Origin of the sequence: Mesobacillus jeotgali, assembly GCF_031759225.1 — a bacterium.
Classification (GTDB): domain Bacteria; phylum Bacillota; class Bacilli; order Bacillales; family Cytobacillaceae; genus Mesobacillus; species Mesobacillus jeotgali_B.
On the sequence record NZ_CP134494.1, the window covers coordinates 4,465,111 to 4,477,732 of the forward strand.

The window sequence follows — 12,622 nt, forward strand, 5'->3', positions numbered from 1 at the left end:
TTTTAAACAAGCAGCATACTGCAACTTGCTTTACATATTCCTGCGGAACTGGCCGCCTACTTCATATAGTGCGCGGGTAATTTGGCCAAGGCTCGCGTACTTCACCGTTTCCATCAGCTCTGCAAAAATATTGCCACCGCTGACTGCCGTTTCCTTCAGGCGATTGAGCGCTTCTTCGGATTGATCCTTGTTTTTACCCTTGAAGGCTTCAAGGTTCTGAATCTGCGTTTCTTTTTCCTCTTTCGTTGCACGAGCAAGTTCCATCTTGTCGATTTCTTCCTCGGATGGAGGGTTTGGATTCAGGTAGGTGTTCACACCGATGATCGGCAGTTCCCCTGAATGCTTCTTCATCTCATAGTACATCGATTCATCCTGGATTTTGCCGCGCTGATACTGTGTTTCCATTGCGCCGAGTACGCCTCCACGGTCATTGATCCGTTCGAATTCCTGAAGGACTGCTTCCTCAACCAGATCAGTCAGCTCTTCAATGATGAACGCACCTTGCAGCGGATTCTCATTTTTCGTCAATCCGTGCTCCTTCGTGATGATCATCTGGATCGCCATCGCGCGTCGGACTGATTCCTCCGTCGGCGTGGTGATTGCTTCGTCATAAGCATTTGTATGAAGCGAGTTGCAGTTATCATGCAAAGCCATCAATGCCTGAAGCGTCGTACGGATATCATTGAAGTCAATTTCCTGTGCGTGAAGTGAACGGCCGGATGTCTGGATATGATACTTCAGCTTCTGGCTTCGCTCATTTGCGCCGTATTTGTTCTTCATGACAGTTGCCCAGATGCGGCGGGCAACGCGGCCGATCACGGAATACTCAGGATCAAGGCCGTTTGAGAAGAAGAAGCTCAGGTTCGGTGCAAAGTCATCGATTTTCATGCCTCTGCTCAAATAGTATTCAACATATGTGAAGCCATTTGACAGCGTGAAGGCCAGCTGGGAAATCGGGTTCGCGCCTGCTTCGGCAATATGATAGCCGGAAATTGAAACAGAATAGTAGTTCCGGACCTTCTCATCGATAAAATACTGCTGGATGTCGCCCATCATTCTCAGAGCGAATTCAGTAGAGAAGATACAAGTATTCTGTCCCTGGTCCTCTTTTAAAATATCTGCCTGCACTGTTCCGCGAACTGTCTGAAGCGTCATTTCCCTCACTTGTGCAAACTCTTCATCATTCAGCTTGCGGCCAAGCTCTTGTTCTTTCTTTTCTACCTGCTGTTCAATCGCTGTGTTCATGAACATGGCCAGGATGATCGGTGCCGGTCCGTTGATCGTCATCGACACAGATGTTGATGGATGGCAAAGGTCAAATCCTGCATAAAGCTTTTTCATATCTTCAAGCGAACAAACGCTGACTCCGCTCTCGCCAACTTTACCGTAAATATCTGGACGGTAATCAGGGTCTTCTCCGTACAAAGTAACGGAGTCAAAAGCTGTGCTCAATCGCTTCGCATTGTCGTCCTTCGACAAGTAATGGAATCGGCGGTTCGTCCGTTCAGGTGTCCCTTCACCAGCAAACTGGCGCTTTGGATCCTCACCTTCACGCTTGAACGGGAATACGCCCGCTGTATACGGGAAGCTTCCCGGTACGTTCTCAAGGTATACCCAGCGCAAAATTTCACCGTAATCCTTGTACTTCGGCAATGCCACTTTAGGGATACTCAAACCTGAAAGGCTCTTTGTCCTTAGCTCGGTGACAATTTCCTTGTCGCGGATCTTCGTCACGAACTGGTCAGCACTGTACTTCTCCTTGAGGGATTGCCAATTTTCGAGAATATATTTGGATTCAGGAGTCAGCTTCTTCTCTACTTCTCCCTTCAATACCTGAAGAGAGGAAATTACTTCGCTGTTTGTTTCTCTTTCTTTTACCGCTTCGATTGTACCTTCAATCTGGAATAATCTGCGGGCAAGGTCTGCCTGCTCTGCCGCGTGCTTATGGTAGCTCCGTACCGTTTCCGAAATCTCACGTAGGTAGTAACGGCGGTCGTTCGGGATGATGACATTCTGCTTTTCGACTACCGCATTGGTAGAAAAAGATGTCGTCCAATTCGTCCCTGCTTTTTCATTGATTGTATTGACAAGCGCAGCAAACAGCGCATTCGTGCCAGGGTCATTGAACTGGCTGGCAATTGTGCCGTAAACAGGCATGTCATCAAGGTCTTTGTCCCATAGGAGATGACTGCGCTGGTACTGCTTCTGGACCTGGCGCTTGGCGTCCTCAGAGCCTTTTCGCTCGAATTTATTGATGACGATCAGGTCTGCATAATCGATCATGTCTATTTTCTCAAGCTGTGACGGTGCACCGAATTCGCTTGTCATCACATACATAGAAACATCGCAAACATCGGTGATTCCCGCATTGCCCTGTCCGATCCCGCTAGTTTCGACGATGACCAGATCGAAGCCGGCTGCTTTGACAACATCAATCGCATCTTTAATTGCCAGCGACAGTTCGGACCTGGACTGTCTTGTCGCAAGGCTGCGCATATAAACGCGTGGAGAGAAAATTGCGTTCATGCGGATGCGGTCGCCTAGAAGTGCGCCGCCTGTTTTTTGTTTTGTCGGATCTACTGACAAAATCGCTACCCGCTTTTCAGGGATTTCATTGATGAACCTCCTGATCAGTTCATCTGTCAAAGAGCTTTTTCCGGCACCGCCTGTACCCGTGATACCGACGACAGGAACCGCTTTGGACATCGTCTTTACTTTTTCCATCAAGCTTTCCACAGCGGCGGCTGTTTCTTTTTCCGAACCGACATGCTGCTCGGCAAGTGTGATCAGCTTGGCAACCGCATTCGGGTCACCTGTTTCAAGCTTCTCGATTTCCTCGACGCCTTCTGGAGTGACTGTCGGGAAATCACACTCCTTGATCATCTGCTGGATCATGCCGTTAAGGCCATACTTCCGGCCGTCTTCCGGTGAAAAAATCCGGGCGATACCGTATTCATGAAGCTCCTTTATTTCCCGAGGAATGATAACGCCGCCTCCACCGCCGTAAATGCGGATATGGGAAGCGCCTTTTTCCTTCAGCAAGTCATACATATACTTGAAATATTCGACGTGCCCGCCCTGATAGGAAGAAATCGCTATTCCCTGTGCATCTTCCTGGATTGCGGCATTGACGACCTCCTCAACAGAGCGATTGTGGCCAAGATGGATGACCTCGCCGCCCATTGACTGGATGATCCTGCGCATAATATTGATTGAGGCATCATGGCCGTCAAACAAACTTGAAGCTGTCACAAAGCGAATATGGTTCTTTGGTTGATACATTTCCTGCATACTCATTTTGTTCCCCCTGTTCCTAATTTCATTTCCGACCCCTTGATTCCCTTGAAAAGCAGTTCTGTCTGAAGCTCTGTATACTCCTCGAGAGTGTAAAGCTTTTGCAGTGCCCAGCGGCGGAATCCCCACATCTGCCCCTGGACGAAAATATCATGGGCGATGATTTTGACGTGTTGTTCATCCAGGTCAAGTTCGCCATTTTCGACGCAGCGCTGGATCACATCCTCGAACATCCCCACCATCTCGATTTCTTTTTTCAGCACGTAAGGAAGGGCATCTTTTGTCAGCGACTTTACCTCCTGGTACATGACGAGTACTTCATCCTGCAGATCGTCCATGACCTTGAAGTAATTGGCAATCCCGACCTTCAGGCTCTCGAGCGTCCCCTGATTCGTGTCGAGGTTTTCCTGAAGGCGGTCGCGAACCTCGTCATAGATGCTGTCACAGACAAGATAGAGCACATCTTCCTTCGTGCGGATATATTCATAAAGGGTGCCGATGCTAAAGCCTGAAGCCCGGGCAATCTCTCTGGTAGTCGTGCGGTGGAAGCCCTTCTGCTTGAAAAGGGTAACGGCCCCTTTGATCATCTGGTCGCGCCTTTTTTTCACAAGTCGCTCATCTTTTACCGACGCCTGCACTTCTCGCTTTTTCATCAACATCTACCCGCCTTATTATTTCGTCAGCATCCTTGAGATTACGAGACGCTGGATTTCCTGTGTTCCTTCATAGATTTGCGTGATTTTCGCGTCGCGCATGAAACGTTCGACTGGATAATCCTTCGTGTAGCCGTAGCCGCCGAATACCTGGACAGCTTCAGTCGTCACCTTCATCGCTGTGTCGCCGGCAAACAATTTGGACATTGCGGACTCCTTGCCGTATGGAAGACCTTCAGACTCAAGCCATGCAGCCTGGTAGGTTAGTAGTCTCGAAGCTTCAACAGATGTAGCCATATCAGCTAACTTGAAGCCGATTCCCTGGTTCGCCGCGATTGGCTTGCCAAATTGCTGGCGCTCTTTCGCGTAATCAACTGCAGCATCAAGCGCTCCCTGTGCGATACCAACCGCCTGGGCAGCAATACCGTTACGGCCGCCATCAAGTGTCATCATCGCGACTTTGAAGCCTTCGCCCACTTCGCCAAGGATGTTTTCCTTTGGCACGCGGCAGTCTTCAAAAATGATTTCCGTTGTAGGAGATGAACGGATGCCGAGCTTTTTCTCCTTCTTGCCGACAGAGAATCCAGGGAAATTGCTTTCCACGATGAATGCTGTCGTTCCCTTATGCTTGCTGGACGGATCAGTCAATGCAAATACAACATAGATATCCGCTACGCCACCGTTTGTGATGAAGATTTTTGATCCGTTAAGCACATAGTGGTCGCCGTCTTCTTTTGCCGTCGTTCTCATCGCACCTGCATCTGAACCGCTGCCCGGCTCAGTCAAACCGTATGCGCCGATGCTCTTTCCTTCAGCCATTGGACGCAGGTACTTTTGCTTCTGCTCTTCGTTTCCGAACTTGAAGATCGGCCAGCCAGCTAGAGATGTGTGTGCTGAAAGCATAACGCCTGTGGACGCACAAACACGGGAAAGTTCCTCAACTGCGATGCAGTATGCAAGATAATCAGAGCCAATTCCGCCATACTCTTCAGGCCAAGGGATACCAGTCAAGCCCAGCTCCGCCATCTTGTCAAAAATCTCGCGGTCAAAACGTTCCTCTTCGTCACGCTCAGCAGCTGTCGGAGCCACTTCATTCCTCGCAAAATCACGGACCATTTTTCGGATCATTTCATGTTCTTCGGATAATCGAAAATTCATTTTTGTTTCCTCCGTTACTGTTGGATTAGTTTATATAGGTAGCTGTTACATTTAACTTGCTGATTACAGAGTTTTCTTGACAGCATTTCGGCTTTTACCGCCAAACCTGTCACGATTCCGGGCTTTTCTTGACAGCTTTTCTGCTTTCACTGCCAAACCTGTCACGATTCCAGGCTTTTCTTGACAGCTTTTCAGATTTCACTATCAAACCTGTCACGATTCCGAGCTTTTCTTGACAGCTTTTCGGCTTTCTCTGCCAAACCTGTCACGATTCCAGGCTTTTCTTGACAGCTTTTCGGCTTTCTCTTCCAAACCTGTCACGATTCCAGGCTTTTCTTGAAAGCATTTCGGCTTTTACCGCCAAACCTGTCATAATACCGGACTTATAACTGCTTACTAATAACAATCTTCTGAATCTCACTAGTGCCTTCGTAAATTTCGGTTACTTTGGCGTCGCGGAAGTAGCGTTCGACTGGGTAGTCTTTTGTGTAACCGTAGCCGCCGAAGACCTGGATGGCTTCTGTGGTGACTTCTACTGCTGTGCGTGATGTGAACAGCTTTGCCATGGAGGCTTCGTTTCCGCATTTTTGTCCTTCTGAGCGTAATTGCGCAGCGCGATAGATTAATAGTTTTGCAGCTTCGACCGATGTTGCCATGTCCGCAAGCTTGAAGCCGACTCCTTGCTGGGCGGCTATTGGCTTGCCGAACTGGACTCTTTCTTTTGCATAGGCAGTCGCCGCTTCAAGTGCAGCCTCTGCAATTCCAAGAGCTTGTGCCGCAATACCGATTCGTCCGGAGTCAAGGTTGCTCATCGCGATCTTGAATCCTTCGCCTTCCTGGCCAAGCAGGTTTTCTTCCGGTATCTTCATGTCTTCGAATGTCAATTGGACAGTACGTGAGCCGTAAAGTCCCATCTTGTGCTCATCTTTGCCGACGATGAAGCCCGGGGTATCTTTTTCAACGATAAAAGCGGAAACACCTTTAGGTCCAGCTTCTGGATTAGTAGAAGCGAACACAATATACACATCAGCTTCTCCGCCGTTTGTGATGAACACCTTGGAGCCGTTCAACACATAGTGTCCATCCTTCTTGACCGCCCTTGTTTTCAGGCTGGCAGCATCCGAACCGGCGCTTGGCTCTGTCAGGCAGAATGCGCCAAGATACTTGCCTGCAGCAAGCTTAGGCACATATTTTTTCTTCTGCTCTTCTGTGCCAAAATACAAGATCGGATTCGTGCCGACGGAAGTATGAACGGACAAGATGACGCCAACCGTGGCGCTGACTTTGGAAATTTCGTGGATGGCGATGATATAGGAGATGAAATCCATCTCCGACCCGCCATATTCTTCAGGAACCGGGATTCCCATCAGGCCTAGCTCGCCCATCTTCCTTAAAATCTCCCTCGGAAACTCGCCCTCTTCCATTTTTTCAACAAATGGAGCGATCTCGGTTTGCGCGAAGTCCCGCACCATTTTGCGCATCATTTCCTGCTCTTCTGTAAATCTTAGATTCATTTTTAACCCTCCCCACGTCCAGACAATCATTTATGTATGGACGGATTCACGAATGATCATTACTCGTAGGTATAGAAGCCGCGGCCTGATTTTTTGCCTAACCAGCCTGCTTTTACATATTTCCTTAACAGTGGGCAAGGGCGGTATTTGTCATCGCCAAAGCCTTCGTGGAGTGTTTCCATGATATAAAGGCAAGTATCCAGACCGATGAAATCGGCCAGGGTAAGCGGTCCCATCGGGTGGTTCATGCCAAGTTTCATGACTTCGTCGATTGCTTCCTTCGTGGCGACACCCTCATACAGTGTGTAAATTGCTTCATTGATCATCGGCATCAGGATTCGGTTTGAAACAAAGCCTGGGAAGTCATTAACCTCGACAGGGACTTTTTCCAATGTCTTAGTGATGTCTTCGATTGTTTGATAGACTTCATCAGCCGTCGCCAGACCACGGATGATTTCGACTAGCTTCATGACAGGCACAGGATTCATGAAATGCATGCCGATTACTTTTTCCGGACGCTTTGTCGCTGCCGCGATTTCAGTGATTGGCAATGATGATGTATTGGAAGCAAGGATCGCATGTTCAGGTGCAATTTCATCAAGCTGAGCAAAGATCTTCGCCTTGATATCCATGTTCTCGACAGCAGCTTCAATGACAAGGTCTACTTTCTTTGCATCCTGAAGGTCTGTGGAAGAAGTGATTCTGCTGACAACTTCATCAAGCTGCTCGGTGGTCATCCTGCCTTTGTCCACCTGTCGGTTAAGGTTCTTCTTGATGCCAGCCAATCCTCGTTCAACAAACTCTGGCTTAAGGTCATTCAAGAACACATCATATCCTGCCTGCGCGCATACTTGTGCAATGCCTGAACCCATTTGTCCAGCACCGATTACCATAATTGTTTTCACACTCATTGGTTTTCCTCCTATAAGATCATTTCAACGGAGGGCAAGCATTCCTGCCCTCCTGTCTATTTCAAAACTCTTATTGCTTAGGAACCTCGATCATCACTGCGTCGCCCTGGCCTCCGCCTGAGCAGATGGCCGCAATGCCGACCCCGCCGCCACGGCGCTTCAGTTCGTGCATCAAAGTCAGGATGATGCGCGCCCCGCTTGCTCCGATTGGGTGTCCAAGGGCGACCGCACCGCCGTTCACATTGATTTTTTCCGGATCGAGGTTTGCGATACGGCCGCTTGTCAATGCGACAGCAGCAAATGCTTCATTGATTTCGAAAAGATCGATTTCCTCTAGGGATTTTCCTGTTTTCTTCAGCAATTCATTAATGACAATCCCTGGAGTTTTCGGGAAATCCTTTGCTTCAGTAGCGATGGCTGCATGTGCAAGGATGACTGCCTGCGGATTCCTGCCTTCACGCTGAGCACGTTCTTCGCTCATCAACACGAGGGCAGCCGCACCATCATTGACGCCTGGTGCGTTTCCGGCCGTAATCGTCCCATCGGAATTAAATACAGGACCGAGTTTTGCCAGCTTTTCCAGGGAAGTATCCTTCCTCGGCGCTTCATCATGCTGTACAAGGATCGGGTCTCCCTTTCGCTGCGGTACTTCAACCGGGACGATCTCTTCAGCAAGCTTTCCAGATTCAATTGCTTCGATCGCTCTCTGGTGGCTTCGGTATGACCACTCATCCTGTTCCTCGCGGCTGATTTCATATTCTTTCGCGACTTCATTTCCGTATGTGCCCATGTGTACTCCTTTAAAACTGCAAGTGAGTCCGTCATGGACCATCAAGTCCTTCACCTGGCCATCGCCCATCCTCAATCCCCAGCGTGCTTTTGGCAAAATATATGGTGCATTGCTCATGGACTCCATTCCGCCCGCTACAATGACTTCTTCTTCTCCTGCACGGATCATCAGGTCGCCAAGTGTCAAGCTGCGCATACCGGAAGCACACACTTTGTTGATGGTTTCTGTCTTTACTTCCCATGGAATGCCTGCTGCCTTTGCTGCCTGGCGTGAAGGAAGCTGTCCCTGGCCTCCCTGAAGGACGGTTCCGAGAATGACTTCTCCGACTTCCTCAGGTTTTACTTCCGCACGGGACAAGGCTTCTTTAATGGCGATGCCGCCAAGCTGGCTTGCTGTAAAGCTGCTGAGTGCTCCTCCCATCTTGCCGATTGGTGTTCTTGCCCCTGCTAAAATGACTGCTCTGCCCATTGCCATCTCTCCCTTTCAATCTATTAATTTTTGATAATGAAAAAAATAAAACTCAATCCAGCTTTCATGAGTGACTGAACGCTCGCTCGAAACTGGTCCAAAAAAATTAGCGTATGCTTGTTTAGGTGAGGTTCTAAGGTGATTTGTTGCCGAAGGTTAATGTAAGCGCTTTATCATATTATTCATTTTACTTTAAAAATAGTAGAAATTGAAACACTTTGCTAAAAATTCTGTCTTATGTCGAATTTTCACTGTGAGTCAACTTCTACTATTCATGTTTTAAGTATTAATTTGCATTAAGAAACAAGCGGTTTGATTTCACCAAAAACGGATTTTTCAAGAAGTTCTGCTACGTCTAGTGTATCGACGTTTTCTTCCACTTCTTTCGCTTTCGTTCCGTCAGAGAGCATTGTCAGGCAGTATGGACATCCGGAACTGATGACGGATGGGTTTACTGCAAGTGCTTGTTCTGTACGTGATACATTGATTCTGTGTCCTGTTTCTTCTTCCATCCACATCAAGCCGCCGCCAGCACCACAGCACATTGCTGTATCGCGGTTGCGTTCCATTTCCTTCAGGTCCACACCTGGAATCGCCTTGAGGATGTCACGCGGTGCGTCATATACCTCGTTATAGCGTCCAAGGTAGCAGGAATCGTGGAAAGTGATCGTTTCGTTCACTGCATGCTTTGGAGTCAGCCTTCCTTCTTTCACTAGTTGCGCTAGAAGCTCAGTGTGGTGGTAAACCTCACCTTCAAAGCCGAAATCAGGATACTCGTTCTTAAAGATATTGTATGCGTGAGGGTCGATCGTCACGATCTTCTTCACTTCATTTTTTTCGAACTCTTCGATATTCTTTGTCGCAAGCTCCTGGAACAAGAACTCGTTGCCAAGGCGGCGTGGTGTATCGCCGGAGTTCTTTTCCTTGTTTCCAAGGATGGCGAACTTGATGCCTGCTTCGTTCAATAGCTTAGCGAACGAAAGAGCGATCTTCTGGCTGCGGTTATCAAATGAACCCATCGCGCCAACCCAGAATAAGTATTCGAATTCTTCGTCTGCCTTTTTCATTTCTTTTACCGTAGGAATGACAACATCGTCACGCAGCTCGCGCCAGTTTTCCTTTTCCTTACGGTTCAAGCCCCATGGGTTGCCCTGGCGCTCGATATTCGTCATCGCGCGCTGTGCATCAGCGTCCAACTTCCCTTCAGTCAAAACAAGGTAACGACGGAGGTCGATGATTTTATCCACGTGTTCGTTCATTACCGGACACTGATCTTCACAGTTACGGCAAGTTGTACATGCCCAGATTTCTTCTTCTGTAATGACATCGCCGATCATGCTTGGGCTGTATGCAAGGCCAGCTGCAGCTTCATTTGCACCCTGGCCGGCAGCTGATAATGCGATCTGGTTGCCTTTTGTATTAGAGAATGCGAAAGTTGGCACCCAAGGCTGTTTGGAAGTGACAGCCGCACCTGTAAGTGTCAAATGGTCACGCAGCTTGACGATCAGGTCCATTGGCGACAGCATTTTTCCAGTGCCTGTTGCCGGACACATATTCGTACAGCGTCCACATTCTACACATGCGTAAAAGTCGATCATTTGTTCATAATTGAAGTCGGTAATCTTTCCAGCACCGAATGTTTCCTGTGTTTCATCTTCAAAGTCAATCTTTGTAATTTTTCCTGGTGAATCAACCCTTGTCAAATAAACATTGGCTGGTCCGGCAATCAAGTGAGCATGCTTGGATTGCGGTACGTACACAAGGAACGCAAGCAGGAACAGCAAGTGAATCCACCATGCGATATAGAAAATCGTGATGGCAGCTGCTTCTGGAATTCCGCTGAAAGCTGATGCGATGAGGGATGCCACTGGTTCAGTCCATGTTCCTTCATGGCCGTGCCAGATCATGCTCATACCGTTTCCAAGCAATACGGAAAGCATCAATCCGCCGATGAACAGGAGGACAAGCCCATTTTTAAAGCCGCGCTTCAGACGGACAAGCTTTTCTACATAACGACGGTAAAAAGCCCAAACTACTGCTACAAGAATCGTCAGCGTAACGATTTCCTGAAAAAATGTGAAGCCTGGATATAGCGGTCCTAGCGGCAAATGAGAGCCAGGTTTAATCCCCTTCCAGATGAAGTCTATTGCCCCAAACTGGACAAGAAGGAAGCCATAAAAAAACATAACGTGAATCGCACCGCTTTTCTTGTCCTTCAAAAGCCTTTTTTGGCCAAAGACATGGACAAGAATTCTCCTCCAGCGATCCTTGATATCATCATCAAACTCAGATTTCTTGCCGAGCTTGATGTACTCGATTCTCGTCTTAACGACATAAACAAACAAGCTGATGGCGTAAGCGGTTACAAGTAAGAACGCAATAAGATTAATCCATAGCAAACCGTTCATAAAATCATTTACCCCTTTCGATGCTATTTTTGGACGAAAATTTCTAACCAAATAAATTTTCTGAATATACCTTTAACTACATTATATAATGAATGAGCATTCAGTCAACTCATTTCCTTTCATTTCTGAAAATTGTTTATACTTCCTCTTTTAAAGGAAACTTAACATATATGAAGCAATTTCGGCAAAAATAAAGAAAATACTTTTAAAGGGAGCCGAATTGCTATGAATTTTGGATGGATCTTGCTTGCAATAATAGCCGGGCTTGCCCTATGGATCTATACGGACTTCCTGCTTGGCAGGAAAAAGCATCTGGCAAATGCCAAAACAAATACGCTGCCAATCAGGGAAAGCAATCTTGCCATTTTTGCTGAAGGTCCTAAATTGTTCGACGACCTTTTTTCCGAATTGAAAAAAGCAAAACAGCACATTCACATTTTGTTTTACATCGTCCAGGATGATAAAATCAGCCAGGAATTCTTATCTATTTTAAAAGAAAAAGCTAAGGACGGGGTTGAGGTCAGGCTCTTGATCGACTGGGTCGGGAGCGGATTGAAGCGTAAAACGATCAATTCCCTGAAGTCTGCTGGAATTGAATTCGCCTTTTCGCAAATGCCCAAACTGCCTTTCCTTTTTTATTCTTCGCAGGTGCGTAACCACAGGAAGATCACTGTGATTGACGGTCAAATCGCTTATCTCGGCGGCTTCAATATCGGGAAAGAATATAATAATCAGGATCCAAAGCTGTCGCCATGGCGAGATTACCATTTGAAAATGACCGGAGAAGGGGTCGCTGACCTTCAATCAGAATTCCTCGAGGATTGGCATGCTGCTGCCAAAGTCAATTTGCTGCAAAACAAAGCCTACTTCCCTGCTCTCGAAAAAGGGAAGATTCGTCAACAGCTCGTTCCAACTGAAGGCATCCTGCTGGAGGAAATGATGTCTGATCTGATCAGCAAGGCAAAGGCCTCCATTTTTATCGGGACACCCTACTTCATCCCGAGTAAGAGAGTATTCAATTTATTGAGAAATGCGATCACAAGAGGTGTTTCAGTTACGGTTCTCGTCCCGCTCGTTTCCGACCATGTCCTTGTCAAAGAAGCATCATATCCTTACCTGAGGACTTTGATCAAAGATGGAGCAGAAGTCTACCAGTATTTAAATGGCTTTTACCATGCAAAGGTCCTGATGGTGGATGATGAGGTTTGTGACATTGGCACGGCCAATTTCGATAAAAGAAGCATGTTCTTAAATTATGAATTGAACTGTCTGATTTATGATGGTGATTTTATAAAAAAAGTGAAGCGGATCATGACAGAAGACATCATGAACTCAAGGAAGGCTGCCTTAGATGACTTCAACCGTGCCCTGCTGAAGGAAAAAGCCGCGAGTACAATATCTTACTTTTTATAAAAGAGAAGGCAAC

The 12,622-nt window shown here is 47.4% G+C and carries 8 protein-coding genes; 1 reads left to right on the forward strand and 7 read right to left on the reverse strand.

Annotated elements, in window-relative coordinates:
* Window positions 1-30: 30 nt before the first annotated feature.
* From icmF to RH061_RS22310, 7 genes are all read right to left on the reverse strand, one after another.
* Window positions 31-3,291, reverse strand: coding sequence for a fused isobutyryl-CoA mutase/GTPase IcmF (icmF, locus tag RH061_RS22280; protein WP_311076503.1), 3,261 nt, complete (start codon window positions 3,289-3,291; stop codon window positions 31-33).
* Between the two features lie 2 nt (window positions 3,292-3,293).
* The gene (locus RH061_RS22285) at window positions 3,294-3,947 is read right to left on the reverse strand and encodes a TetR/AcrR family transcriptional regulator (protein WP_311072934.1); all 654 of its coding nucleotides are present in this window, start codon (window positions 3,945-3,947) and stop codon (window positions 3,294-3,296) included.
* An 18-nt stretch (window positions 3,948-3,965) separates the two neighbouring features.
* The gene (locus RH061_RS22290; protein WP_311072936.1) at window positions 3,966-5,105 is read right to left on the reverse strand and encodes an acyl-CoA dehydrogenase; all 1,140 of its coding nucleotides are present in this window, start codon (window positions 5,103-5,105) and stop codon (window positions 3,966-3,968) included.
* A gap of 383 nt (window positions 5,106-5,488) precedes the next feature.
* A complete protein-coding gene (locus tag RH061_RS22295; RefSeq protein ID WP_311072938.1) occupies window positions 5,489-6,619 on the reverse strand; it encodes an acyl-CoA dehydrogenase in 1,131 nt (376 codons plus the stop codon).
* 59 nt (window positions 6,620-6,678) lie between these two features.
* Window positions 6,679-7,530, reverse strand: a complete 852-nt coding sequence (locus tag RH061_RS22300) for a 3-hydroxybutyryl-CoA dehydrogenase (protein ID WP_311072939.1) — start codon at window positions 7,528-7,530, stop codon at window positions 6,679-6,681.
* Between the two features lie 70 nt (window positions 7,531-7,600).
* A complete protein-coding gene (locus RH061_RS22305) occupies window positions 7,601-8,788 on the reverse strand; it encodes an acetyl-CoA C-acetyltransferase (protein ID WP_311072940.1) in 1,188 nt (395 codons plus the stop codon).
* 296 nt (window positions 8,789-9,084) lie between these two features.
* Window positions 9,085-11,196 carry a (Fe-S)-binding protein gene (locus tag RH061_RS22310; RefSeq protein WP_311072941.1) on the reverse strand — a complete coding sequence of 704 codons (2,112 nt, stop codon included), beginning with the start codon at window positions 11,194-11,196 and terminating at the stop codon, window positions 9,085-9,087.
* Window positions 11,197-11,421: 225 nt separating this feature from the next.
* On the opposite strand from RH061_RS22310, the gene cls reads away from it, so the two are divergent.
* Window positions 11,422-12,609, forward strand: a complete 1,188-nt coding sequence (gene cls, locus RH061_RS22315; RefSeq protein WP_311072943.1) for a cardiolipin synthase — start codon at window positions 11,422-11,424, stop codon at window positions 12,607-12,609.
* Window positions 12,610-12,622: the final 13 nt, after the last annotated feature.